The sequence below is a fragment of the Lysobacter silvisoli genome (assembly GCF_003382365.1).
Lineage (GTDB): Bacteria > Pseudomonadota > Gammaproteobacteria > Xanthomonadales > Xanthomonadaceae > Lysobacter > Lysobacter silvisoli.
Genome location: NZ_QTSU01000002.1, coordinates 366,755 through 390,498, shown reverse-complemented (window position 1 = coordinate 390,498; position 23,744 = coordinate 366,755). Strand labels below are relative to the sequence as shown.

The window sequence follows — 23,744 nt, the reverse complement described above, 5'->3', positions numbered from 1 at the left end:
GGGGCAGGGCGCGCCTACCTGGCCCCATTCCGTCCTCGAGGAGACGACCGCATGACGCTACGCCTATCCGCCCTGCTGGCCCTGGCCCTGCTGTCCCACGCCGCGCAGGCGCAGGTCAACGCGCTGCCGCCCACGCGCCACATCCTGGTCTACGGCGACGCGCAAGCGCGCGCGGTGCCCGACCGCTACAAGCTGGCGATCCAGTTCGAGGCGGTGGACGCCGATCCCGCCGCCGCGCGCGCCCGGGTCGAAAGCCAACTCGGCGCGACTATCGCCAAGCTCAAGGCCGCAGGCGTGGCCGACCGCGAGATCGTCGCCACCTCGCTGCAAATCGACACGCGCCGCCGCTACGACAATCAGGAGCGGCAGGAAGTGTTCGTCGGCACCGGCGTGCGCCGCAACCTGACCGCGCGCTTCGACGACAAGCAGGCGCTGGAGCGGTTCCTGGGCAGCGTGACCACGTCCAAGGAGCTGTCGATCTCCAATGTGAGCACCGAGCTATCCAGCGAGGCCGAACTGCGCCGCCAGCTGCGGCAGAAGAGCATCGCGTCCTCGCGCGAGAAGGCCGAGGTCATCGCCCAGGCCTACGGCGCCAAGCTGGCCGGCGTCTACAGCGTGTCCGACGTGGCGCCGCAGTTCCAATACGGCGTGCGCGAGGGCAGCTGGCCGGCGATGTATGCCTGGAACGGCGATAACCGGACGCTGGACCGCATCGAGGTCACCGGCAGCCGCCTTCAGTACAACGCGGCCGCGCCCTCGTTCCAGAACGGCTACGTCGATTTCGACGACAAGATCTACACCGTGTTCCTGCTGGCCGACTAGGCCGATTGGAACGGTGTACGCGACATCTCGCGACACCCCGCCCCGTCATTCCCGCGAACGCGGGAATCCAGAGCTCCACCCAGGCAGACACCCCGCCCCGTCATTCCCGCGAACGCGGGAATCCAGGGCTTCATCCAGGCAGCCGCTCCGCCCCGTCATTCCCGCGAACGCGGGAATCCAGGGCTTCATCCAGACAGCCGCCCCGCCCCGTCATTCCCGCGAACGCGGGAATCCAGGGCTTCATCCAGGCAGACGCCGCGGTCGCTGGATTCCCGCCTTCGCGGGAATGACGAGCAAAGCGCAGGCGTTGCGTTCCACGCGCCCACCCAACATTACCGATAGTTCATGTGCCGGAAAGCTCCCCGGCAAGACGCCGCGCGCAATCTGTCCCTGCGGTGGGCCCACCCCACCGGCAGACCGAGATTCCCTCCGCGATTTGCGCATCTCTAATTTCATCTACCCACCGTCCGTCCCATCCGTGTCCAGGAGCCCCACCATGAACGTCCGCAATGCCCTGTTCGCGCTCGCCCTGACCGCCGTCGCCGGCTCGGCTTTCGCCGCTGCCCCGGCCCCGGCCCCCGGCGCCGCCGCCCCGGCCAAGACCGCCGCCGTGAAGCAGAAGACCCACAAGGCGAAGAAGGCCGAGGCCAAGGCCGCCGAAGCCAAGAAGAGCTGATCCCCCGCACGATCCCTGGTTCGATTGCGTCCCCGAAGCCCACCTACGACCCCAGGTGGCTGCCCCGCCGGCTTCCTCCCGGCGGGGTATTCTTTTGCGACACCGGGAGTCGGCATGCGCGTCCTGCTGATCGAAGACGATCTCCATACCGCGGGCTTCATCGCCAAGGGGCTGCGCGAAGACGGCCATGCCGTGGACCAGGCCGACAACGGCAAGGACGGCCTGTTCCTGGCCACCACCGAGCCCTACGACGCCCTGGTCCTGGACCGCATGCTGCCCGGGCTGGACGGCCTGACCCTGCTGCAGACCCTGCGCGGCGCCGGCAACCGCACGCCGGTGCTGCTGCTGACCGCGCTGGGCGAGGTCGATCACCGCGTCGAAGGCCTGCGCGCCGGCGCCGACGACTACCTGGTCAAACCCTTCGCCTACGCCGAACTCAGCGCGCGCCTGGACAGCATCGCCCGCCGCGGCAGCGCGGGCGGCAGCGAGCCCACGCGCCTGCGCGTGGCCGACCTGGAGCTGGACCTGCTCAGCCGCGAGGCGCGCCGCAGCGGCAAGCGCATCGAGCTGCAGCCGCGCGAGTTCCGCCTGCTCGAGTACCTGATGCGCCAAGCCGAGCGCGTGGTCACCCGCACCATGCTGCTGGAGGCGGTGTGGGACTACCACTTCGATCCGCAGACCAACGTGATCGACGTGCACATCAGCCGGCTGCGGCAGAAGATCGATCAGGGCTATCCCAAGCCCCTGCTGCACACCGTGCGCGGCGCCGGCTACCGGCTGGGCGCATGAGCCCGGCGCCGCGCTCCGCCAGCGCGCGCCTGGCGCTGGCGGTCACCGCCTCGTTCCTGCTGGCCTTCGTGCTGTTGGGCGTGGGCGTGCACTACGCGGTGTCGGCGCTGCTGGACGGCGACGCGCGCGAAGTGGTGCGCGCCGATGCCGCCGGCCTGGTCGAGCTGTATCGCGAAGGCGGGCGCGCGGCGCTGGCCGATGAACTGCGCGAGCGCGGCGCGCAGGACGATACCGACGCCGTCTATGCCTTGTTCGACGCGCAGGGCCGGACGCTGGCCGGCCATTACGAAGATGCCTTGCCGCGCGGCGGCCGCAGCCCGCATTGGATCGCCTTCGCCCAGCACCAGGGCGACGAGCGCCTGCGCGTGGTCGCGCAGCTGCTGCACCTGCCGGGCGGCGAAACCCTGCTCACCGGCGTGCGCCTGCGCTCGCAGGACCGTTTCCTGGCGCTGATGCTGCGCACCGCGCTGGCGGCGCTGCTGGTGGCGGCCACGCTGGGCGCGGCGATCGGCTGGCTGACCTCGCGCTGGGTGTCGCGGCGCCTGCGCCACCTGGACGACACCGCCGCGCGCGTGGGCGAGGGCGAACTCGCGCTGCGGGTGCCGCTGGACGGCAGCGACGACGCCTTCGACCGCCTGGCGCGCCGCTTCAACGGCATGCTCGACCGCATCGAAGACCTGCTGGGCGGGGTGCGCCACGCCACCGACCACATCGCCCACGATCTGCGCACGCCGCTGACCCGGCTGCGCAACCGTCTGGAGGAACTGCGCGAGCGGCCCAGCGGCCAGAGCCGCGACGCCGAGCTGGACGCGGCGATCGCCGAGACCGACCAGCTGTTGCAGTCCTTCGGCGCATTGCTGAGGCTGGCGCGGATCGAGGCGCAGGCGCCGGCCATCCAGGCGCCGCGCCTGGACCTGGCCGCGCTCGCGCGCGACGCCGCCGATCTCTACACCCCCAGCGCCGCCGAGCGCGGCATCGTGCTGCTGACCGAACTGGCGCCGGGCTGGGTGCAGGGCGACGCCGACCAGTTGTTCCAGCTGCTGGTGAACCTGCTAGACAACGCGCTCAAGTACGCACCCGCCGACAGCGCGGTGCAGTTGCGCGTGCACGGCGAGAGCACCGGGGTGCTGCTGCAGGTCGACGACCGCGGCCCCGGCATCCCCGAGGCCGAGCGCGAGCGCATGTTCGACCGCTTCCAGCGCATGGAGGCGCACCGCGGCTCGCCAGGCACCGGCCTGGGCCTGAGCCTGGTGCGCGCGATCGTGCAGCGCCACGGCGGCCGGATCAGCCTGGGCGACAACGGACCGGGCCTGCGCGTGCGGGTGGTGCTGCCGGCGGCCTAGCTCCCGCAGCCGTGGCCTACCGCCCAATACGCGATCGCCGCTCACGCCGCTTCTACAGGAAGCAGAGCGGCGATCGCTTAGGGTAGGAGCGGCGCAAGCCGCGACCGCGCCATGGCGACTACGACGCCAGCCCCGGCACCGAACGAAGCTCGCGCCGTGATCGGCCGATACGCGGTCGCGGCTCGCGCCGCTCCTACCCCGGGCCCAGCAGGTGCGCCTCCTGTGGGAGCGGCGTAAGCCGCGATCAGGCCCCGAACTCGCGACGGCCCCCACTGACGCGGTCGCGGCTTACGCCGCTCCTACCCCAAAGCGGGGCAGTGGCCCCAGCCGCTCGCCGCGCCGCGCCGCAGCGGTTACAGTAGGGCCATGGGTTCCTCCGCGATCCGACTCGATTCCTGTAAAGCCGGCCAGGCTTGGCGATGGTGGCGCTGCGCGTCCGACCGCCCCTGTCCGTCCATCGAGGAATCCCCGCTTGACCCCCAGCCGATGTCCGTCGCCCGCGCCTGAAGGCCGCGACCCCCGCCCATCGCATTTCCCCGACGCCGTCACGCCGCGCAGGCCCCGTGCCCGCGTGCGCGGATGCCTGCGCCCGCCGCGCATAGCACAATGGCGCCCCAGCGCCGGCCGTCCCCCGTGCGGTTCCATGGCTGCGCGCCCGCTTCCGTCTTCCCCCCGACCGCGCATCGCGCGACCCGAACGAGTGGCCCCCTCATGCTGCTGATGATCGATAACTACGACAGCTTCACCTACAACCTCGTGCAGTACCTGCAAGCCTTGGGGGCGGAAGTGAAGGTGATCCGCAACGACGACCTGTCGGTGGCGCAGATCGAGGCGCTGCAGCCCGAGCGCATCGTGATCTCGCCGGGGCCGTGCACGCCCAACGAAGCCGGCGTGTCGTTGCAGGTGATCCGCGAACTCGGCGCGCGCGTGCCGATTCTGGGCGTGTGCCTGGGCCATCAGAGCCTGGGCCAGGCCTACGGCGGCGACGTGGTGCGGGCCAAGACCATCATGCACGGCAAGACCTCGCGCATCCGCCATGAAGGCCGCGGCGTGTTCGCCGGCCTGCCGGACCGCTACGAGGCCACGCGCTACCACTCGCTGGTGGTCGCGCGCGACACCCTGCCCGACTGCCTGGACGTAACCGCCTGGACCGAGAACGAGGACGGCGGCTTCGACGAGATCATGGGCCTGCGCCACCGCGAGCATCCGGTGGAAGGCGTGCAGTTCCACCCCGAATCCATCCTCACCGAGCACGGCCACGCCCTGCTCAAGAACTTCCTGGAGCGTTGACCGTGACCCGCCCCCAGCTCGCCCTCGCGTTCGTCCTGACCGCCGCGGCCTTCGCCGCCCCGGCGGCGACCAAGCCGTCCAGCCACGCCTGCGCCGCCGACGCGCTGATCCAGGCGCAGAAGCTGCTGGAATTCCACACCGACGGCGACGACCGCGCCAAGGTCTCCGGCCCGGCCAAGCCGCTGCCGTCGATCGTCAACCCGGCCAACAAGCAACAGCGTTTCGACGTGCTCGAGGTCTGGGGCTACGTCTACAAGGGGCAGTACCGCATGCGCCTGGAGTACTGGCGCGACGGCAAGGACTGTGTGCTGATGGGACAGGAAATTCTCGAACACGCCTCGCTCTGACCGGACCGCGCCATGCCCATCACCCCCCAAGAAGCCCTGCAGCGCACCATCGAGCACCGCGAGATCTTCCACGACGAGATGGTCGAGCTGATGCGCATGATCATGCGCGGCGAAGTCTCCGACACCATGACCGCGGCCATCCTCACCGGTCTGCGGGTGAAGAAGGAAACCGTGGGCGAGATCGCCGGCGCGGCGACGGTGATGCGCGAATTCGCGCGGCCGGTGCAGTTGGCCGACCGCAGCGGCCTGGTCGACATCGTCGGCACCGGCGGCGACGGCGCGCACACCTTCAACATCTCCACCGCCAGCATGTTCGTGGTCGCCGCGGCCGGGGCCAAGGTGGCCAAGCACGGCAACCGCAGCGTCTCGTCCAAGTCCGGCAGCGCCGACGTGCTCGAAGCGCTGGGTGCGGCGATCGAGCTGCAGCCCGAGCAGGTGGCGCGGTGCATCGAGCGCACCGGCATCGGCTTCATGTTCGCGCCCGTGCATCACCCGGCGATGAAGGTGGTGGCGCCGGTGCGGCGCGAGATGGGCGTGCGCACGCTGTTCAACATCCTCGGCCCGCTGACCAATCCGGCCAATGCGCCCAGCATCCTGATGGGCGTGTTCCATCCCGACCTGGTCGGCATCCAGGTGCGCGTGCTGCAGGAACTGGGCGCCAAGCGCGCGCTGGTGGTGTGGGGACGCGACGGCATGGACGAACTGTCGCTGGGCGCGGGCACCCTGGTCGGCGAGCTGCGCGACGGCGTGGTGCGCGAGTACGAGGTGCACCCGGAGGACTACGGCATCGCCATGGCCGCCAGCCGCAATCTGCGCGTGAATGATGCGGTCGAGTCCAAGGCGATGGTGCTGCAGGCGCTGGAAAACCACGACGGCCTGCCACGCGAGATCGTCGCCCTCAACGCCGGCGCGGCGCTGTACGCGGCGGCCGCCGCCGACAGCATCGCCGAGGGCATCGCGCTCGCGCGCGCCGCGCTGGCCTCCGGCGCCGCGCGCGCCAAGCTGGACGAGTTCGTTGCCGCGACCCGGCAGCTGGCGTCCTGATTCTCGCGCCTCTCTTCGCCAGCGTTCGCCAGCGAGCCCGACCATGAGCGACCCCTTCACCGAACTGCCTGCCCCGCCGTACTACGCGGTGATCTTCAGTTCGCAACGCACCGGCCAGGACGACGCCGGCTACGGCGAGGCCGCAGAGCGCATGGTCGAGCTGGCCGCGCAGCAGCCGGGCTATCTCGGCGTCGAGTCCACGCGCGGCGCCGACGGCTTCGGCATCACCGTCAGCTATTGGGCCGACGAGGCCTCGATCGTGGCCTGGAAGCGCAATCTCGAACACGCCGCCACCCGCGAACGCGGCCGCAAACACTGGTATGGTCGCTACGAACTGCGCGTGGCCAAGGTCGAGCGCGCTTACGGCTGGGCCAGGGGACCGCAGGATGAGTGAGACCGCGTCGCACGCCGGACTGCGTCTGCTGCGCAACGCCGAGGTGTACGCGCCGCGGCCGCTGGGCCGCCAGCACCTGCTGCTGGGCGGCGGCAAGATCCTGTGGATGGGCGCGCAGGCGCCCGAGCTGCCCCAGGCGGTGCTGGCCGACAGCATCGACCTGCAGGGCCGGCGCCTGATTCCGGGCCTGATCGACGGCCACGTCCACGTCACCGGCGGCGGTGGCGAAGCCGGCTTCCGCACGCGCGTGCCGGCGCCGACGCTGTCGCGCTACACCCGCGCCGGCGTGACCAGCGTGGTCGGCCTGCTCGGCACCGACGATCTGGCGCGCAGCACGCGCGAGCTGGTCGCGGCCGTCTACGCGCTGCGCGAGGAGGGTCTGAACGCCTGGGGCTATTGCGGTGGCTACCATCTGCCGCCGGCCACCCTGACCGGCAGCGTGCGCGGCGACGTGGTCTTCATCGAACCCTTGATCGGCGCCGGCGAGGTCGCGATCAGCGATCACCGTTCCAGCCAGCCGACCCTGGACGAACTGCTGCGGCTGGCCTCGGAAGCGCACGTGGCCGGACTGATGAGCGGCAAGGCCGGCATCGTGCATCTGCATCTGGGCGACGGCGCGCGCGGCCTGGAACTGGTGCGCCAGGCGCTGGAGCGCAGCGAACTGCCGGCGCGCGTGTTCAATCCCACCCACGTCAACCGGCGCAAGGCCCTGTTCGAGGAGGCGCTGGAGCTGGCGCGCCGCGGCTGCTGGATCGACCTCACCGCGTTTCCGGTGGAGGAGGGCGAGGATGCCTGGAGCGCCGACGAGGCGCTGCAGCGCTACCTCGACAGCGGCGCGCCGCCGGAGCGGGTGACGGTGAGTTCCGACGCCGGCGGCTGTCTGCCGTGTTTCGACGCGGATGGGCGCGTGTGCGGCATGGACGTGGGCGAATCCGGCGCGCTGCTGGACAGCCTGAACGCCGTGCTGGCGCGCGGCGTCGCGCTGGAGCGTGCGCTGCCGGCCTACACCCTCAACCCCGCGCAATTGCTGCGCCTGGACGGCAAGGGCCGCATCGGGGTCGGCGCCGATGCCGATCTGGTGACCCTGGACGAACGCGGCGCGGCGCATGATGTGTTCATCGGCGGCGTCGCCCACCTGCGCGATGGCGCGATCGTGCGCCATGGGCAGTTCGAAACCCCGGCGCGGCCGACCGGTGCAAGCGCACCGATACCGCCCCAGCACTGATTAGCCCGATCCAGTTTACGTAGAAGCGAGCATTAGATGGCACCCAGCAGAATCCCCGACGGCGAGCAACGGGGTTGGATCGTTCCGATCGGCGGAGCGGAAGACAAAGAGCACGACACCGCCATCCTGCGGCGTTTCCTCAAGCTCAGCGGCGGCTCCTCCGCCGACCTGGTGGTGATCCCCACCGCCAGCCGCCTGGCCGATACCGGCGACCGTTACGAGAAGCTGTTCCTGGAGCTGGGCGCGGCCCAGGTCGAGGTGATGGACTTCGACACCCGCCGCGACTGCCACGAGCCGGGCCGGGTGCAGCGCCTGGAGCGCGCCAGCGGCATCTTCTTCACCGGCGGCAACCAGTTGCGCATCTCGACCATGCTAGGTGGCACGCCGGTGGCGCAAGCGATCCGCGCGCGCAACGCCCAGGGCGTGACCGTGGGCGGCACCAGCGCCGGCGCCAGTATTCTCAGCGAGCACATGATCGCTTACGGTGTGGAAGGCGCGTCGCCGCGCGCCGACAGCGTGCGGCTGGCGCCCGGCCTGGGTCTGACCAACCGCGTGGTGATCGACCAGCATTTCCGCCAGCGCGACCGTCTCGGCCGGCTGGTGGCCTCGCTGGCCTACAACCCGTTCGCGGTCGGCATCGGGCTGGACGAGGATACCGCCGCCTTCATCTCGCCCGACAACACGATCGAGGTCGAGGGCAGCGGCTCGGTGACCGTGGTCGACGCCGACGACCTGCAGTTCTCGTCGATGCACCTGGTCGGCGAAAACGAGCCGGTGTGCCTGCTCGGCCTGGGCGTGCATATTCTCACCAAGGGCGCCACCTTCAATCTCAATACCCGCAAGGCATCCGCCGGTTCGCTGGCACCCCCCAAGACATGAAGTGAGGTTCACATGCGCATACTCGAACGCACCGTCTACGTCGGCCCTTCGCTGTATGCGCATTTTCCGGTCATACGGCTGGAACTGGACCTGCAGGCGCTGGAGCAGTGGCCGACCGCGCGCCTGGGGCCGGCCTTCGTCGACGGCCTGCTGGCGGCGCTGCCGGGGCTGGCCGAACACGGCTGCTCCTACCGCGCGCCCGGCGGCTTCGTCCGCCGCCTGCGCGAGGACGAGGGCACCTGGCTGGGCCACGTGCTCGAACACGTCGCGATCGAACTGCAGAACGTGGCCGGCGAGAACGTCACCTTCGGCAAGACCCGCAGCATCGGCGACAACCGGCCCGGCGTGTACTCGGTGGTCTACGAGTACGCGCAGCGCGAGGAGGGCATCGCCGCCGGCGAGCTCGGACTGAAGCTGCTGTGTTCGCTGCTGCCGGCCGCCCTGCGTCCGGCCGGCAGCGTGCCCGAGGACTGGGAGTGGGAATCGGCGCGCGACGACTTCATCCGCTACGCCCAGCGCCGCGCGCTGGGCCCGTCGACCGCCTCGCTGGTGCGCGCCGCCGAGGCGCGCGGGATTCCGTGGCTGCGCCTGAACACCCAGTCGCTGATCCAGTTCGGCCACGGCAAGTACCAGCAGCGCATCCAGGCCACGGTCACCGGCCGCACCCCGCACATCGCGGTGGAACTGGCCAGCGACAAGGAAGAGACCAACAAGATCCTGGCCTCGCTGGGCCTGCCGGTGCCACGCCAGGAACTGGTGACCGACGCCGCCGGCGCGGTGCGCGCGGCGCGCCGGCTGGGCGGGGCGGTGGTGACCAAGCCCTATAACGGCAACCACGGCCGCGGCATCACCATCAACATTTCCGGCGAGGACGAGATCCGCGCCGGTTTCGAGGCCGCGCGCGAGCATTCGCGCTCGGTGATCGTGGAAACCTACGTCGGCGGCGACGACCATCGCCTGCTGGTGGTCAACGGCGAGCTGATCGCCGCCACCCGGCGCACGCCCGGCCATGTGGTGGGCGACGGCAAGCGCAGCATCGCCGAGCTGGTCGAGGCGGTGAACCAGGACCCGCGCCGCGGCGTCGGCCACGAAAAGGTGCTTACGCGACTGGAACTCGACGCCCAGGCCGTGCTGATGATGGAGCGCGCGGGCTACACCGCCGAATCGGTGCCGGCCGACGACGAGGTCGTCTACCTGCGCTCCACCGCCAACCTCTCCACCGGCGGCACCGCCACCGACGTCACCGACATCATCCATCCCGACAACCGCGACATGGCGGTGCGCGCGGTGCGCGCGATCGGCCTGGACGTGGGCGGCGTCGACTTCATCTCGCCCAACATCGCCGAGAGCTACAAGAACGCCGGCGGCGGCATCTGCGAGATCAACGCCGCGCCGGGCTTCCGCATGCACGTGGCGCCCAGCGAGGGCACGCCGCGCGACGCCGCCGGCCCGGTAATCGACATGCTGTTCTCGCCCGGCACACCGGCGCGGGTGCCGATCGCCGCGGTCACCGGCACCAACGGCAAGACCACCACCGCGCGCATGCTCGCGCACATCGCCAAGATGGCCGGCTACACGCCGGGCCTCACCACCACCGACGGCGTCTACATCGACGGCCAGCGCACGGTCGAGGGCGACATGACCGGTCCGGTGTCGGCGCGCATGGTGCTGTCCGATCCGCAGATCGACCTGGCCGTGCTGGAAACCGCGCGCGGCGGTCTGCTGCGCGCCGGCATGGGCGTGTCCGAGGTCAACGTCGGCGCGGTCATCAACATCCAGTCCGACCACCTGGGCCTGAAGGGCATCGATACCTTGGAGCAGCTGGCCGAGGTCAAGCGCGTGGTGGTGGAGATCGCCAAGGATTGCGCGGTGCTCAACGCCGACGATCCCAACGTGCTGAAGATGTCGGCCTACACCGACGCCAAGGTGATCTGCTACGTCACCATGAACCCGGCCCATGCGCTGGTGCGCGAGCACATCCGCGCCGGCGGCCGCGCCTGCGCGCTGGAGGCCGGCGTCAACGGCCACATGATCACGCTGTACGACAAGGGCAGCCACATTCCGCTGCTGTGGACGCACCTGATCCCCGCGACCATGGAAGGACGCGCGCTGCACAACGTGCAGAACGCGATGGTGGCCGCGGCGATGGCGTTCTCGATGGGCATCAAGCTCGACGCGATCCGCCACGGCCTGCGTACCTTCGACACCACGTTCTTCCAGGCGCCCGGGCGCATGAACGTCTACAACGAGCATCCGTTCAAGGTGCTCATGGACTACGGCCACAACGCGCACGCGGTCGGGGTGATGGCCGACCTGGCCCAGCGCCTGGACGTGGGCGGACGCCGCCTGGTGGTGCTGGCCGGCCCCGGCGACCGCCGCGACGAGGACCTGCACGCCATCGCCGAGGCCGTGGCCGGCAAGTTCGACCACTACGTCTGCCGCCGCGACGACAGCCTGCGCGGCCGCGACGGCGACGAGGTGCCGCGCATCATCGCCAAGGCGCTGCAGGCGCGCGGCGTCGACCGCGCGGCGATCAGCATCATCCCCGACGAGCAGACCGCGATCGATACGGCGCTGCGCATGGCCCAGGCCGGCGACCTGCTGCTGGTGTTCGCCGACGCGCTGGCGCGCTCGTGGAAGCAGATCATCCACTTCCAGCCCGAGGGCGGCGTGGCCGCGGCGACGGCGCGCATCGAGCTGCCGCCGCTGGAGCAGACCCTGGACGAGGCGGTGGTCGCGGCCATGGAAGGCGTGGTCCGCGACGAACGCGGCCTGCGCTTCGAACGCGAAGAGAGCGACTGAGTGACGGCGGAGTCCAAGCCAGCGGCCGCGCTGCCGGAGTACGAGTTCCCGTTCGAGGATTCGCGCCGGCTGACCGGGGCGAATCTGTATTTCGACTCGCCCGGCGTGGTGCTGGAGACGCGCGGCCGGGCCGCCGCTGGCGCGCTGATGCGCTGGCGCGAGAACATCGCCGCCGTCGGCGTGTTCGCAGGCTCGCGCTTCGACCGCGTGGTGGTCCGTGAGCATGCCACCGGGGCCTCGCTGGCGATCGCGGCATTGCCCGATCAGCTCTATGCGGCCACCGAGATCAACGAGTGGGCGTGGTCTTCCGCGGTTGGCTTGCGCGACCAGGAGGCATTGCCGCCGTTTGCGCCGGGCTACGCGCCGCCGTGGAGCCGCGGCATCGCATTGCATACGCTACGCGCTCTACTGTTTGCCGAAATGTCGCCCGATCTCTTTCTCTTGTGGGATCTGGCTCAATCGCATGGATTGCCTGCCTACATCGACGACGAAGCCGTGTCGATTGGCGAGGGCATCGGCAGCCGAACCTGGCCGCTCGAACAACTCCCAGATGCCGGCGAAGTGCCTTGGCCGCAACTGCACGCTATCCCCAAGGCCATCGTTACTGGCTCCAACGGCAAGACCACTAGTGTGCGCGTGCTCTCGGCGATGGCGCGCGCGCAGGGCTGGCATACCGCGCACAGCAGCACCGACGGGCTCTACGTCGGTGGCGAATGCATCGACGGCGGCGACTATTCCGGCCCGGTCGGTGCACGCACGCTATTGCGTCGTCCCGATGTCGAAGCGGCGATCCTGGAAACCGCTCGCGGCGGTTTGCTGCGCCGCGGTCTCACGCCACAAGCCGCGCGTGTGGCCCTGGTTACCAACATCAGCCCCGATCACTTCGGCGAGTACGGCATCCACAATCTCGACGACCTGGCTCAGGTGAAGCTCACCGTCGCGCGCGGCCTGGCCGAGGATGGCCTGCTGGTGCTCAATGCCGAAGACGAGCTGCTGGTGCGGCACGGCGCGGATCTGCCGCACCCGATCGGCTGGTTCGCGCTCGACGCGTCGCACCCGCGCCTGCAGGCGCACCGCGAGCAAGGCGGCGCCACCTGCGCCGCGCGCGACGGCCGCCTGCGCCTGCACTACCAAGGCCGCGACCACGACCTGGGCGAAGTCGCCGCGATGCCGCTGACCCTGGGCGGCCGCGCGCGCTACAACCAGGCCAACCTCAGCGGCGCGGCCCTGGCCGCGGCCGCGCTGGGTGTCGCGCCCGAGCGCATCGCCCAGGTGCTGGCGGGTTTCGGCAACGCTGCGGCCGACAACCCCGGGCGCCTGCAGCGCTGGGTCTACGGCGACAGCGAGGTCTACCTGGACTACGCCCACAACCCCGACGGCCTGGGCAAGCTGCTGGAGGTGGCTGCCCGGCCCGGGCGCCGGCTCGGCCTGTTGCTGGGCCAGGCCGGCAACCGCGAGGACCGCGATATCCGCGAACTGGCGGCGGTCGCGGCCGGATTCGGCCCGGACCGGGTCGTGCTCAAGGACCTGGAGGGCTATATGCGCGGCCGCGCCGCGGGCGAGGTCGCCGCGATCCTGGGCGACGAACTGCGCCGACGCGGGCTGGCCGAGAGCGCTTTGGAGGTCTGTCTGGACGAGGTCGAAGCCGCCACCCGCCTGCTGCGTTGGGCCGGGCCCGGCGACGTCCTTGTACTGCCCGTCCACAACAGCCAGGCCCGCGATGCGGTCGTCGTCTTGCTCGATCGGCTGCAACTGGGACAATGGCGCCCCGGCCGGCCCCTGACGGGCGATGTGGAGATGAAGGAATGACCGATGTCCTGCGCACGATCCTCGCCCGCAAGGTGGAGGAGATCGAACAGCGCAGCCGCGTGCGTTCGCTGGACGACCTGCGCGCGCGCGCGGCCGGGCAGGCGCCGGCGCGCGGTTTCGTCGATGCGATCAAGCGCAAGCACGCCGCCGGCGCGCCTGCGGTGATCGCCGAGGTCAAGAAGGCCAGCCCGTCCAAGGGCCTGATCCGCGCCGACTTCCGTCCGGCCGAGATCGCGCGCAGTTACGAGGCCGGCGGCGCGGCCTGCCTGTCGGTGCTGACCGACGTGGACTTCTTCCAGGGCAGCAACCTGTACCTGGGCGAGGCGCGCTCGGCCTGCCAGCTGCCGGTGCTGCGCAAGGACTTCACCATCGACCCCTACCAGGTGTACGAGGCGCGGGTGATCGGCGCCGATGCCATCTTGCTGATCGTGGCCGCGCTGGAAGACGGCCCGATGATCGAGATGGCCGGCTTGGCGATGGAGCTGGGTATGGACGTGCTGGTGGAAGTGCACGATATCGACGAGCTCGAACGCGCGCTGCAGACCGACTGCGAGTTGATCGGGGTCAACAACCGCAACCTGCGCACCTTCGAGGTCTCGCTGGACACCAGCATCGCCCTGCGCGAGGCGGTGCCGCGCGACCGCACCCTGGTCACCGAGAGCGGTATCGCCACCGGTGCCGACGTGGCCAAGATGCGCGGCGCCGGCATCGAGACCTTCCTGATCGGCGAAAGCTTCATGCGTGAGCCCGATCCCGGCGCGGCGCTGCAGCGGTTGTTCGCGGCATGAGCGCGGCGGGACGCTTCCCGCCCGCGCGCGACGACGCGCCGCTGGTGGTGTTCGACTTCGACCACACCCTCTACGACGGCGATTCCGGCAGCCACCTGTTCGCCTGGCTGATCAAGCGTTCGTGGTGGCGGCCCCTGCTGGCGTTGCTGATCGCGCCGGTGTTCGGCCCGCTGATCGCGTTCCTGCCGACCCGGCGCGTGGGCATTTCCGGCTTCGTCTGGGTGGGGTCGATCGGCATGGGCGGGCGGCGCGAGTTCGACGCGGCCATCGACCGCTACGTGGCTGCGCATACCGACGAGATCCGCCATCGCCTGCTGCCGGTGGCGCTGGACGTGCTGCACCACCACCGCGAGCGCGGCGACCGGGTGGTGATCGCCACCGGCGCCCCGCCGGAGCTGGCGCGCGCGATCCTGGCCTTCGTCGCCCATGAGGACGTGCCGGTGGTCGGCACCCTGGTCGGCCCGCGCCTGGGCGCGGTCGGCGCGCTGCGCCACTGCCACTCGGAAATGAAGATGACCATGCTGCGCCAGGCCGGCTACACCGCGCCGGTGGAGGTCGCCTATTCCGACAGCAGCGCCGATCTGCCGCTGCTCAAGGCCGCGCGCCGGCCGGTGGTGGTCAACCCCAAGGCCCGCCGCATCCCCCTGTTCCGGCGCGTGCTGCCGCCCGGCACGCCGATCCTGAATTGGGGTTGCCCGGGGCGCGGCGGCGACCCGGTGGCGTCGGCGGCCTGAGCGGCGCTGTTGCTGGCTTTGGGGTAGGAGCGGCGTAAGCCGCGACCACGTTCTACCCCGAAGTGGACGGTCGCGGCTCACGCCGCTCCTACCCCAAGGCGGCGTTCGCTAGTCGCCTAACGCCTTCACAAACCGCTGCGAGCCATCGCTGTACCCGCAGTCGCGATAGAACGCGTGCGCCTGCTCGCGCTGCTGATTGCTGGTCACTTCGATGCGCGAGACCCCGGAGCGGCGCGAGATCAGCTCGACTTCGCGCAGCAGGCGCCGGCCGATGCCCTGGCGCTGGCAGGCCGGCGACACCACCAGCGCGGTGATGCGCGCCAGCTCGGTGCCGTGGACCACGGAGTAGAGGGTGTACAGCGAGACCAGGCCGCAGGCGTCGCCGTCGATCTCGGCCAGCAGCAGGTGCTGGCGCGGGTCGTGGCGGACCACGGCGATGCGCTCGGCGGCTTCGTCGCGGTTGCAGGGGTAGCCCAGGTCGCCGAGCAGGCGGGCCACGTCATGGGCATCGCCGAGCTCCGCCGGCCGCACCCGGGGGGCGGTCTCGGCGGAGGTCGCGGCGCGGCCCATCGCTGGCGCGGGGCTCAGCGGGTGCCGTACAGGACGACGGTCTTGCCGCGGGCGTGCAGCTTGCCGTCGGCCTGCAGCTTCTTGAGCACGCGGCCGGCCATTTCGCGCGAGCAGCCGACCAGGCGCGAAAGCTCCTGGCGCGACACGCGCAGCTGGGTGCCCTGCGGGTGGCTCATGGCCTCCGGCTCGCGGGCCAGGTCGTGCAGGGCGCGGACGATGCGGTCGGTCACGTCCAGGAAGGCCAGGCGGCCGGCCTTGCGGCTGGTGTCGAGCAGGCGGCGCGAGATCTGCGCGCCGATCGCGTACAGCAGCTTGGGCGCGTCCAGCGACAGCCGGGTCAGCAGCAGGTCGTAGAGGCGCTCGTGGCCGATTTCGGCCAGCTCGCAGGTGCTGCGCGTGCGCAGGATCACCTCGCGGTGGTCGCTTTCGATGAACAGGCCGAGTTCGCCGACGAACTCGCCCGGGCCGAAATAGCCCAGGACCAGCTCACGGCCGTCCTCTTCCTCGGTGATGATGCTGACCGAGCCGGACACCACGTAGTACAGGGTGCTGGCGGGGTCGCCCGGGCGGAACACGTCGGTCCGCGAGGGGTAGCGGCGACGGTGGCAGTGCGCCAGGAAGCGTTCGATGGTTGCGCCATCCGGCAGCAACGGGCTGTTGGTTCGGCGCAGGGCAGTCAAGGGGGCTACCGGGTTGGCGGACATGGGAGTGTGCTTGGGTTATCGGGTGAGCTTAGGACGAACCGGGGGATTGGGCAAATCGCGTCACCCTGCGGCACTCTACGTCACCCCGGCCCGTTTCGGGCAGTCCTTACAGTAATGTGACGGCCCTCGCGGACCGGGCCGCGTTTCCCCCCGGGGCCGTTTGCCTCATAATGCCGGCCCTCGCCGTCCGACCGGGATTCCCCTACCGTGGTCAAGCCGTTGCCGCGCCTGCGGTTGCAGGGTTTCAACAACCTCACCAAGGCCCTCTCGTTCAACATCTACGATGTTTGCTTCGCCACGTCCGAAGACGAGCGACAGCGCTACATCGAGTACATCGACGAGGCCTACAACGCCGACCGCCTGACCCAGATCCTCACGGATGTGGCGGAGATCATCGGCGCCAACATCCTCAACATCGCGCGCCAGGACTACGATCCGCAGGGCGCGTCGGTGACGATCCTGATCTCGGAAGAGCCGGTGATCGACAAGAAGGATGCGGGCAAGGAGCTGATCTCCGACGCCGTGGTCGCGCACATGGACAAGTCGCACATCACCGTGCACACGTATCCGGAGACTCACCCGGACAACGGCATCGCGACGTTCCGCGCCGACATCGACGTGGCCACCTGCGGCGTGATCTCGCCGCTGAAGGCCTTGAACTACCTGATCGAAAGCTTCGAGTCCGACATCGTCATCATGGACTACCGCGTGCGCGGCTTCACCCGCGACGTGAAGGGCCGCAAGCACTACATCGACCACAAGATCAATTCGATCCAGGACTACCTGGCCAAGAACGTGAAGTCGCGCTACGAGATGCTCGACGTCAACGTCTACCAGGAAAACATCTTCCACACCAAGATGCACCTGAAGGAATTCGACCTCGACACCTATCTGTTCGAGGAGAAGGCCAAGAACCTGTCGTTCAAGGAGCGCATGAAGATCGAAGCGCGCTTGAAGCGGGAGATCGAAGAGCTGTACCACGGCCGCAATCTGGCCGACTGAGCGCAAGCTCGTTAGCGAAAAGGCCGGCGCAAGCCGGCCTTTTTCGTTGCGGCGCCGGCGCAACCGCTTCGGGGTAGGAGCGGCGTGAGCCGCGACCGCGCCACTTCGGCCACGACGTGGTCGCGGCTCACGCCGCTCCTACCCCAAGGCAACGGTTTTTGCTCTGCGTGTGAGCGGCGTGAGCCGCGATCGGACAATCCGCTCCCACAGTGGCCGTCGTCGCCCCCGCAGCTTCCGCAGGGCGCGCGGCTTCCGCAGACCGGCTTACACCCGGTAAGCGACCGCCTTCATCAGCTTCGACGCCGCTGCCATCAGGCTGGGTACCGGCGGCGGCAGCACGCGCGCGCCGGCCGCTTCGGCGTTGGCGGCGTGGCGGGCCTCGTCGTCCTTCATGGTGCGCAGGATCGCGCGGCTGCGCGCGTCGGCCGGCGGCAGCGATTCCAGGTGCTCGTCGATGTGCGCTTCCACCTGGTGTTCGGTCTCGACCACGAAGCCCAGGTTCCAACCGTCGCCGCGCAGCCCGGCCAGCGCGCCTATGGCGTAGCTGCCGGCGTACCACAGCGGGTTGAGCAGGCTGGGGCGGCTGTCCAGTTCGTCCAGGCGCTGCGCGCACCAGGCCAGGTGGTCGGTTTCTTCCTGCGCGGCTTCCAGCAGGTGGGCGCGGGTGGCGGCATCGCGCGCCACCGCGGCCTGGCCGCAGTACAGCGCCTGCGCGCACACCTCGCCGACGTGGTTGATGCGCATCAGCCCGGCCGAATGCCGGCGTTCGGCGTCGTCCAGTTCGATCTGGGCGGTGTCGGCGGCGGGATTGGGGCGTTCGGCGTAAGGGCGGCCGAACACGGTGTCCAGGGCGCGCTGCGCGTCGTCGAGCAAGCGGTCCAGCGGGGTCAACGCACGGGTCGTGGTCATGCGCGCAGTTTACGTCGTCGCGCCGTTAGCCGCCGGTGTAGCCGCGGCGGGCTGCGCCAGTTCGGCCAGGAATTGCAGCGGGTGCTGCACCGGCGCGGTCAGCGCCGCGCCCAGGTGCAAACGGCAGCCGATGTTGGCGCTGAGCAGGCGGGTGGCGCCGCTGGCGGCGAACTCGCGCAGCAGCGGCGCGCGGAAGTCGGCCGCGCGCGCGGCGTCGGTGAGCATCTGGGTGCCGGCCGCGCCGCAGCAACCCTGGCCCGCGCGCAGTTCCACCACCTCCAGCTCCGGCACGCGCGCGAGCAGGCGGCGCAGCGCCGGCACCGAGCCGACCACGTTGCGTTGGGTGCAGGGCAGGTGCAGGGCCACGCGCTCGCGGCGCGCGCGCAGGCGCAGCTGCGGCGCCTGCGCGTCGAGGAAGGCGATCGCGTCCTGGGTGCGGGCCTGGCCGTCCAGCGCGTGCGCGACCGACTCGTGGCAGCCGCTGGCCAGGGTCAGCACGGTGTCTGCGCCCGCATAGGCTGCGCGCGTGGTCTGGCCCAGTGCGGTGGCGCGCACCAGGTCGCCGGCGTGGGCGTGCAGGCTGCCGCAGCAGGTGTCGCGCGTGCTGGTGTCCACCGCGTAGCCGAGGTGGGCGCAGAGGCCGGCGACGGCGGTGCGCAGTTCATTCTCATAGACGTTTGCGACGCAGCCCGCGAACAGCGCCACCCGGCCGCGTGGGGCGGGCGGCGGCGCAGGCGTGGCCGCGGCCGCCCGTGCCGACGGCGGCCGCGGCAGGGCGCGCCACGCCTGGGGTAGGGCCGGATAGGCGAGCCGGTAGAAGCGCAACAGCGCGCCCAGCGCGGCTGGGCGCGCGGCCAAGGCCTCGGCCCAGCGCTGCCGGCGCGAGGGCGCGCGGCGCTCGCGCTGGTGGCCGCGGGCCAGGGTCAGCAGCTCGCCGTAGCGCACCCCGGCCGGGCATACGGCCTCGCAGCTGCGGCAGCCCAAGCAGTGGTCCAGGTGGGCGTCGGCGGGTTCGGTGGGCGGGACCGTGCCCAGGGCCCAGGCCCGGGCCAGGGCGATGCGCCCACGCGGGGACTCGGATTCGATCCGCTCGCGGCCGTAGGTGGGGCAGGCCGTCAGGCAGAGCCCGCATTGCACGCACTGGTCGGCCAGCGCCACCAGCGGGTCGGCAGTAGGCGGGCGGGCGGCGGACATGGCCGGCGATGCTAGCACGCAGGCCCCGGGCGGCTTGCGCCGGCCCGGCGGGGCCGCTATCATTCCGCCTCTTTTGTTCCACCCACAACGCGAGGCGAGCTTTCGCCGGCCCAGCGCCGCCCGAAACGAGCCCGACCAGGTATCCATAGAACTCCGATGAAGACTTTCACCGCCAAGAACGAGACCGTCCAGCGCGACTGGTACGTCGTCGACGCGTCGGGCAAGACGCTCGGCCGCTTGTGCTCCGAACTCGCGCGCCGCCTGCGCGGCAAGCACAAGCCCGTCTACACCCCCCATGTCGATACCGGCGATTACCTCGTGGTGATCAACGCCGAAAAGATCGCCGTCACCGGCAACAAGCTCCAGGACAAGATGTACCACCGGTTCACCGGTTACGTCGGCAACCTGAAGAGCGAGACCCTCGGCCAGGCGCTGGAGCGCCACCCGGAGCGCGTCATCGAGATCGGCGTGAAGGGCATGCTGCCGAAGAATCCGCTCGGCCGCGCCATGTATCGCAAGCTCAAGGTCTACAAGGGCTCCGAGCATCCTCACACCGCCCAGCAGCCGCAGCCGCTGGACATCTAAGGTTACGAACATGGCTATCCAGCAGAACTACGGCACCGGCCGCCGCAAGTCCTCCACCGCGCGAGTGTTCCTGCGCAAGGGCGACGGCAAGATCACCATCAACCAGCGTTCGATCGAAGAGTTCTTCGGTCGCGAGACTGCGCGCATGATCGTGCGCCAGCCGCTCGAGCTGACCCAGTCGGGCGACAAGTTCGACGTCACCGTCACCGTCTCCGGCGGCGGCATCACCGGCCAGGCCGGCGCCATCCGCCTGGGCATCGCCCGCGCGCTGGTCGAGTACGACGAGTCGCTGAAGCCCGAGCTGCGCAAGGCCGGCTTCATGACCCGCGACGCCCGCGAAGTCGAGCGTAAGAAGGTCGGTCTGCACAAGGCGCGTCGCGCCACGCAGTTCTCGAAGCGCTAATCGGTTTTTTGCTACACTCAGTTCCATAGCCCCGTCGCCAAGCGGTAAGGCACCTGACTCTGACTCAGGCATTCGGTGGTTCGAATCCATCCGGGGCTGCCAAACAGACGGAACGTTCCTTCGGGCGCGATCCGGAAACGAAGAACCCGCCGCAAGGCGGGTTTTTTGTTGGCCGCGTTTTGGCGCGTTTGGGCGGCCCGCTTCCGGTTGTGCACAACCGTCGTTGCGGCGAAAGCCGGAACCCATGGCGCTGGGGCGGTTGCGGCTGCTGGTTCCAGGGCAACGTCAACATGGGTTCCGGCTTTCGCCGGAATGACGGATCGGAGAAACGCTGCGCAAGGCCACGGGATTGCGCGATCCTGTACCGCTCGCGCGGCGGTCCCCTCGCCGCGATTCGGTTACAATTGAAACCATTGCGCTGCGGCGCCTGCGATTGAGGTCTCGATGAAGCTGGGTTCCCTGAAGGAAGGCGGCCGCGACGGCACGCTGATCGTCGTCTCGCGCGACCTGACCCGCGCCGTGCGCGCGGCCGGCATCGCCGACACGCTGCAGCGCGCGCTGGAGGATTGGTCCAACATCGCGCCGCGCCTGAACGCCTTGTCCGACGCGCTCAACGCCGGCAGTGCCGACGGCGCCTTCGAGCTGGACCCGGCCGCGCTGGCCGCGCCGCTGCCGCGCGCCTACGAATTCGTCGACGGCAGCGCCTACCTGCCGCACGTGGAGCGCGTGCGCCGCGCGCGCGGCGCCACCGTGCCGGAGAGCTTCTACGTCGATCCGCTGATGTACCAGGCGGTCAGCGCCGGCTTCTACGGCCCGCGCGATCCGGTGCGCGTGGTCAGCGAGGACTACGGCATCGACCTGGAGGCCGAGGTGGTGATCGTCACCGACGACGTGCCGATGGCGGTCACGCCCGAGCAGGCGGCCGGCCACATCCAGCTGATCGGCCTGGTCAACGACGTGTCGCTGCGCAATCTGATTCCGGACGAGCTGGGCAAGGGCTTCGGCTTCCTGCAATCCAAGCCGCGTTCGGCGCTGAGCCCGGTGTTCGTGACCCCGGACGAGTTGGGCGAGGCCTGGCAGGGCAGCAAGGTGCACCGTCCGCTGCTGACCCACATCAATGGCGAGTGGTTCGGCGCGCCGGAAGCCGGCGTGGACATGCAGTTCGATTTCGCCCAGCTGGTGGCGCACGCGGCCAAGACCCGTCCGTTGTCGGCCGGCACCATCGTCGGCTCCGGCACCGTGGCCAACGAGGACACCTCGCTGGGCGCCTCGTGCTTCGCCGAGCGCCGCACCGTCGAGACCCTGACCCTGGGCAAGCCGCAGACGCCGTTCATGAAGTTCGGCGACAGCGTGCGCATCGAGATGCTGGACGCGCAGGGCAACAGCATTTTCGGCGCGATCGAACAGCGCATCGAACGCCAGTCCGCCTGACGGCAGCGCCGCGGCGGACGAGAGGTATCGCCGCCGCGCCCGCCACCGGCTAAGGTGGCGGGCGATCCGGCACGACGGCAGATCCAAGGACAGGCAGTGGGCGAGCAACTCCGGCTGTATTCGTATTGGCGTTCCAGCGCGGCCTATCGCGTCCGCATCGGCCTGAACCTCAAGGGCCTGCCGTACGAGATCGCGCCCGTGCACCTGGTGCGCAACGGCGGCGAGCAGCACAGCGAGAGCTACCGCGAGGTCAATCCGCTGGGCCTGGTGCCGGTGCTGGAGCACGGCCACCGCAAGCTGCGCCAGTCGATCGCGATCCTGGAGTACCTGGACGAGACCTGGCCCGAGCCGGCGCTGCTGCCGGCGGTCGCGCGCGACCGCCAGCGCGTGCGCGCGCTGGCCCAGACCATCGCCTGCGACATCCACCCGCTCAATAACCTGCGCGTGCTGCAGTACTTCGACCGCACCTGGAACGTGCCGCACCCCGAGCGCGAGGACTGGGTCAAGCACTGGGTGGGCGAGGGCTTCCGCGCGATCGAGGCCATGCTGACCGATCACCCCTCCACCGGCCGCTACTGCGAAGGCGACACCCCGACCCTGGCCGACTGCTGCCTGGTGCCGCAGGTCTACAACGCGCGCCGCTTCGGCGTGCCGCTGGACGAGTTCCCGACCATCGTGCGCATCGAGCAGGCCTGCCTGGAGCTGCCCGCGTTCGACGCGGCGCGGCCGGAGAACCAGCCCGATCGTCCGCCGGAGTGAGCGGCCGGCGCTGGAGACTGGGCAGCGGGTCGAAAAAAAGCCGGGCGATTCGCCCGGCTTTTTCGTTGCTGACTTGCCGCCGCGCTCAATGCGCGGCGTTGGCGTCGTACATGTCCGCGTACGGATCGTGCTCGCCGCTGCCGCCCTCGGACAGGCGGAACTTCAGCGCCAGGCCGTCGCGCGAGTCGGCGGCCTTGAGCGCCTCCTCCATCTCGATCTTGCCTTCCTTGTAGAGGCGGAACAGGCACTGGTCGAACGACTCCATGCCTTCTTCCAGCGACTCTTCCATGGCCTGCTTGATCTCGTGCACCTGGCCGCGGCGCATCAGGTCGCGCACGTGCGGGGTGTTGATGAGGATCTCGGCCGCGGGCAGGCGCCGGCCGTCGGTGCCGACCACCAGACGCTGCGAGATCACCGCCTTGAGGTTCAGCGCCAGGTTCATCAGCACGTTCTTGTGCGCCGACTCGTTGAAGAAGTTGAGGATGCGTTCCAGGGTCTGGTCGGCGTTGTTGGAATGCAGCGTGGCCAGGCACAGGTGGCCGGTTTCGGCGAAGGCGATGGCCGCCTCCATCGTGGTGGCGTCGAGGATTTCGCCGATCAGGATCACGTCCGGCGCTTCGCGCATCGCGTTCTTCAGCGCGTTGTGGAAAGCGTGGGTGTCCAGGCCGACTTCGCGCTGGTTCACGATCGACTTCTTATGCTTGTGCAGGTATTCGATCGGGTCCTCGATGGTGAGGATGTGGCCCGAAGTGTTGCTGTTGCGGTGGTCGATCATCGACGCCAGCGTGGTCGACTTGCCCGAACCGGTGGAGCCCACGATCAGCACCAAGCCGCGCGGGGCCATGATGATGTCCTTGAGCACCTGCGGCAGCTGCAGCTCCTCGATGCTGGGGATGATGCTGCGGATGGCGCGGATCACCATGCCGACTTCGCCGCGTTGCTTGAACACGTTGATGCGGAAACGGCCGGCATCGGGCAGCGCCAGGGCCATGTTCAGCTCCAGGTCGCGCTCGAACTGGGGCACCTGGCCCTCGTCCATCAGCGAATAGGCGATTTTCTTGACCATGCCGGGGGGCAGGCCGGTGTTGCCCAGCGGGTACAGCCGTCCCTCGACCTTGATGTAGACCGGCGCCCCGGTGGTCAGGAACATGTCCGACGCGTTCTTTTCCGTCATCAGCTTCAGGAAATAGCCGATGTCCATGCATGCACCCCTTGTTGTCGGCCGCGTACCGTTGCAAGCACGCC

Annotated in this window: 24 protein-coding genes and 1 tRNA gene; 20 read left to right on the top strand and 5 right to left on the bottom strand. The window is 69.9% G+C overall.

All coding sequences use genetic code 11. The features are described 5' to 3' along the window. The first annotated feature begins 51 nt into the window (after window positions 1-51). The 14 genes from DX914_RS12910 to DX914_RS12845 all read left to right on the top strand — a co-directional run bounded on the left by DX914_RS12910 (window position 52) and on the right by DX914_RS12845 (window position 14,942). Window positions 52-822, top strand: a complete 771-nt coding sequence (locus tag DX914_RS12910; RefSeq protein ID WP_115859531.1) for an SIMPL domain-containing protein — start codon at window positions 52-54, stop codon at window positions 820-822. A 496-nt stretch (window positions 823-1,318) separates the two neighbouring features. Beyond that, complete coding sequence (locus DX914_RS12905) at window positions 1,319-1,498, top strand: hypothetical protein (protein ID WP_115859530.1); 180 nt, start codon at window positions 1,319-1,321, stop codon at window positions 1,496-1,498. A gap of 114 nt (window positions 1,499-1,612) precedes the next feature. Further along, window positions 1,613-2,287, top strand: a complete 675-nt coding sequence (locus DX914_RS12900; protein WP_115859529.1) for a winged helix-turn-helix domain-containing protein — start codon at window positions 1,613-1,615, stop codon at window positions 2,285-2,287. Beyond that, window positions 2,284-3,630, top strand: a complete 1,347-nt coding sequence (locus DX914_RS12895; protein WP_115859528.1) for a sensor histidine kinase — start codon at window positions 2,284-2,286, stop codon at window positions 3,628-3,630. The genes DX914_RS12900 and DX914_RS12895 overlap by 4 nt, the downstream gene beginning before the upstream one ends. Window positions 3,631-4,341: 711 nt before the next feature. Continuing rightward, a complete protein-coding gene (locus DX914_RS12890; protein ID WP_115859527.1) occupies window positions 4,342-4,920 on the top strand; it encodes an anthranilate synthase component II in 579 nt (192 codons plus the stop codon). Between the two features lie 2 nt (window positions 4,921-4,922). Then, window positions 4,923-5,267 carry a hypothetical protein gene (locus DX914_RS12885; protein WP_196778902.1) on the top strand — a complete coding sequence of 115 codons (345 nt, stop codon included), beginning with the start codon at window positions 4,923-4,925 and terminating at the stop codon, window positions 5,265-5,267. Window positions 5,268-5,279: 12 nt separating this feature from the next. After that, complete coding sequence (gene trpD / locus DX914_RS12880; protein ID WP_115859526.1) at window positions 5,280-6,311, top strand: anthranilate phosphoribosyltransferase; 1,032 nt, start codon at window positions 5,280-5,282, stop codon at window positions 6,309-6,311. 43 nt (window positions 6,312-6,354) lie between these two features. Continuing rightward, complete coding sequence (locus tag DX914_RS12875) at window positions 6,355-6,705, top strand: antibiotic biosynthesis monooxygenase family protein (RefSeq protein ID WP_115859525.1); 351 nt, start codon at window positions 6,355-6,357, stop codon at window positions 6,703-6,705. Further along, window positions 6,698-7,930, top strand: a complete 1,233-nt coding sequence (gene iadA / locus DX914_RS12870; RefSeq protein WP_115859524.1) for a beta-aspartyl-peptidase — start codon at window positions 6,698-6,700, stop codon at window positions 7,928-7,930. The genes DX914_RS12875 and iadA overlap by 8 nt, the downstream gene beginning before the upstream one ends. A gap of 36 nt (window positions 7,931-7,966) precedes the next feature. Next, complete coding sequence (locus tag DX914_RS12865) at window positions 7,967-8,809, top strand: cyanophycinase (protein ID WP_115859523.1); 843 nt, start codon at window positions 7,967-7,969, stop codon at window positions 8,807-8,809. A gap of 12 nt (window positions 8,810-8,821) precedes the next feature. After that, complete coding sequence (cphA, locus tag DX914_RS12860; RefSeq protein WP_115859522.1) at window positions 8,822-11,611, top strand: cyanophycin synthetase; 2,790 nt, start codon at window positions 8,822-8,824, stop codon at window positions 11,609-11,611. Beyond that, entirely contained in the window at window positions 11,612-13,420 is a 1,809-nt protein-coding gene (locus DX914_RS12855) for a Mur ligase family protein (RefSeq protein ID WP_231118265.1), read from the top strand. It begins immediately after the preceding gene. After that, window positions 13,372-14,208, top strand: coding sequence for an indole-3-glycerol phosphate synthase TrpC (trpC, locus tag DX914_RS12850; RefSeq protein WP_425480686.1), 837 nt, complete (start codon window positions 13,372-13,374; stop codon window positions 14,206-14,208). Before DX914_RS12855 ends, trpC begins: the two co-directional genes overlap by 49 nt. After that, complete coding sequence (locus DX914_RS12845; protein ID WP_115859520.1) at window positions 14,205-14,942, top strand: haloacid dehalogenase-like hydrolase; 738 nt, start codon at window positions 14,205-14,207, stop codon at window positions 14,940-14,942. The genes trpC and DX914_RS12845 overlap by 4 nt, the downstream gene beginning before the upstream one ends. Window positions 14,943-15,050: 108 nt before the next feature. On the opposite strand, the gene DX914_RS12840 is transcribed toward DX914_RS12845, so the two are convergent. Further along, on the bottom strand, window positions 15,051-15,440 hold the full coding sequence (locus tag DX914_RS12840) for a GNAT family N-acetyltransferase (RefSeq protein WP_158549287.1): 390 nt from the start codon (window positions 15,438-15,440) through the stop codon (window positions 15,051-15,053). Between the two features lie 86 nt (window positions 15,441-15,526). Continuing rightward, the gene (gene crp, locus DX914_RS12835) at window positions 15,527-16,192 is read right to left on the bottom strand and encodes a cAMP-activated global transcriptional regulator CRP (protein ID WP_231118264.1); all 666 of its coding nucleotides are present in this window, start codon (window positions 16,190-16,192) and stop codon (window positions 15,527-15,529) included. A gap of 231 nt (window positions 16,193-16,423) precedes the next feature. Between crp and speD the strand changes: the two genes are divergently transcribed. After that, a complete protein-coding gene (gene speD, locus DX914_RS12830) occupies window positions 16,424-17,218 on the top strand; it encodes an adenosylmethionine decarboxylase (RefSeq protein WP_115859517.1) in 795 nt (264 codons plus the stop codon). A gap of 264 nt (window positions 17,219-17,482) precedes the next feature. Here speD and coq7 read toward each other — a convergent pair whose 3' ends face one another. Next, the gene (coq7, locus tag DX914_RS12825) at window positions 17,483-18,127 is read right to left on the bottom strand and encodes a 2-polyprenyl-3-methyl-6-methoxy-1,4-benzoquinone monooxygenase (protein WP_115859516.1); all 645 of its coding nucleotides are present in this window, start codon (window positions 18,125-18,127) and stop codon (window positions 17,483-17,485) included. Between the two features lie 9 nt (window positions 18,128-18,136). Beyond that, the gene (locus tag DX914_RS12820; protein WP_158549286.1) at window positions 18,137-19,321 is read right to left on the bottom strand and encodes a (Fe-S)-binding protein; all 1,185 of its coding nucleotides are present in this window, start codon (window positions 19,319-19,321) and stop codon (window positions 18,137-18,139) included. A 156-nt stretch (window positions 19,322-19,477) separates the two neighbouring features. Between DX914_RS12820 and rplM the strand changes: the two genes are divergently transcribed. The 5 genes from rplM (at window position 19,478) to maiA (ending at window position 22,499) form a co-directional block, all read left to right on the top strand. Further along, window positions 19,478-19,906 (top strand): 50S ribosomal protein L13, encoded by a 429-nt coding sequence (gene rplM / locus DX914_RS12815; protein ID WP_115859514.1) that lies wholly within the window; start codon window positions 19,478-19,480, stop codon window positions 19,904-19,906. A 10-nt stretch (window positions 19,907-19,916) separates the two neighbouring features. Continuing rightward, complete coding sequence (rpsI, locus tag DX914_RS12810) at window positions 19,917-20,309, top strand: 30S ribosomal protein S9 (RefSeq protein WP_115859513.1); 393 nt, start codon at window positions 19,917-19,919, stop codon at window positions 20,307-20,309. Between the two features lie 27 nt (window positions 20,310-20,336). Continuing rightward, window positions 20,337-20,411 (top strand) — tRNA-Gln (locus DX914_RS12805). A 342-nt stretch (window positions 20,412-20,753) separates the two neighbouring features. Beyond that, a complete protein-coding gene (locus tag DX914_RS12800; RefSeq protein ID WP_115859512.1) occupies window positions 20,754-21,740 on the top strand; it encodes a fumarylacetoacetate hydrolase family protein in 987 nt (328 codons plus the stop codon). Window positions 21,741-21,836: 96 nt separating this feature from the next. Further along, window positions 21,837-22,499: a maleylacetoacetate isomerase gene (maiA, locus tag DX914_RS12795; protein WP_115859511.1), complete on the top strand. Its 663-nt coding sequence runs from the start codon at window positions 21,837-21,839 to the stop codon at window positions 22,497-22,499. An 85-nt stretch (window positions 22,500-22,584) separates the two neighbouring features. Here maiA and DX914_RS12790 read toward each other — a convergent pair whose 3' ends face one another. Beyond that, window positions 22,585-23,700 (bottom strand): PilT/PilU family type 4a pilus ATPase, encoded by a 1,116-nt coding sequence (locus DX914_RS12790; RefSeq protein ID WP_115859510.1) that lies wholly within the window; start codon window positions 23,698-23,700, stop codon window positions 22,585-22,587. Between the last annotated feature and the right edge of the window lie 44 nt (window positions 23,701-23,744).

Excerpts from the sequence above, each read along its gene's own strand:
- DX914_RS12910 (WP_115859531.1), top strand. The coding sequence starts at position 52 with ATGACGCTACGCCTATCCGCCCTGCTGGCCCTGGCCCTGCTGTCCCAC.
- DX914_RS12905 (WP_115859530.1), top strand. The coding sequence starts at position 1,319 with ATGAACGTCCGCAATGCCCTGTTCGCGCTCGCCCTGACCGCCGTCGCC.
- DX914_RS12900 (WP_115859529.1), top strand. The coding sequence starts at position 1,613 with ATGCGCGTCCTGCTGATCGAAGACGATCTCCATACCGCGGGCTTCATC.
- DX914_RS12895 (WP_115859528.1), top strand. The coding sequence starts at position 2,284 with ATGAGCCCGGCGCCGCGCTCCGCCAGCGCGCGCCTGGCGCTGGCGGTC.
- DX914_RS12890 (WP_115859527.1), top strand. The coding sequence starts at position 4,342 with ATGCTGCTGATGATCGATAACTACGACAGCTTCACCTACAACCTCGTG.
- trpD (WP_115859526.1), top strand. The coding sequence starts at position 5,280 with ATGCCCATCACCCCCCAAGAAGCCCTGCAGCGCACCATCGAGCACCGC.
- DX914_RS12875 (WP_115859525.1), top strand. The coding sequence starts at position 6,355 with ATGAGCGACCCCTTCACCGAACTGCCTGCCCCGCCGTACTACGCGGTG.
- iadA (WP_115859524.1), top strand. The coding sequence starts at position 6,698 with ATGAGTGAGACCGCGTCGCACGCCGGACTGCGTCTGCTGCGCAACGCC.
- DX914_RS12865 (WP_115859523.1), top strand. The coding sequence starts at position 7,967 with ATGGCACCCAGCAGAATCCCCGACGGCGAGCAACGGGGTTGGATCGTT.
- cphA (WP_115859522.1), top strand. The coding sequence starts at position 8,822 with ATGCGCATACTCGAACGCACCGTCTACGTCGGCCCTTCGCTGTATGCG.
- trpC (WP_425480686.1), top strand. The coding sequence starts at position 13,372 with ATGGCGCCCCGGCCGGCCCCTGACGGGCGATGTGGAGATGAAGGAATG.
- DX914_RS12845 (WP_115859520.1), top strand. The coding sequence starts at position 14,205 with ATGAGCGCGGCGGGACGCTTCCCGCCCGCGCGCGACGACGCGCCGCTG.
- coq7 (WP_115859516.1), bottom strand. The coding sequence starts at position 18,127 with ATGACCACGACCCGTGCGTTGACCCCGCTGGACCGCTTGCTCGACGAC.
- DX914_RS12820 (WP_158549286.1), bottom strand. The coding sequence starts at position 19,321 with ATGTCCGCCGCCCGCCCGCCTACTGCCGACCCGCTGGTGGCGCTGGCC.
- rplM (WP_115859514.1), top strand. The coding sequence starts at position 19,478 with ATGAAGACTTTCACCGCCAAGAACGAGACCGTCCAGCGCGACTGGTAC.
- rpsI (WP_115859513.1), top strand. The coding sequence starts at position 19,917 with ATGGCTATCCAGCAGAACTACGGCACCGGCCGCCGCAAGTCCTCCACC.
- DX914_RS12800 (WP_115859512.1), top strand. The coding sequence starts at position 20,754 with ATGAAGCTGGGTTCCCTGAAGGAAGGCGGCCGCGACGGCACGCTGATC.
- DX914_RS12790 (WP_115859510.1), bottom strand. The coding sequence starts at position 23,700 with ATGGACATCGGCTATTTCCTGAAGCTGATGACGGAAAAGAACGCGTCG.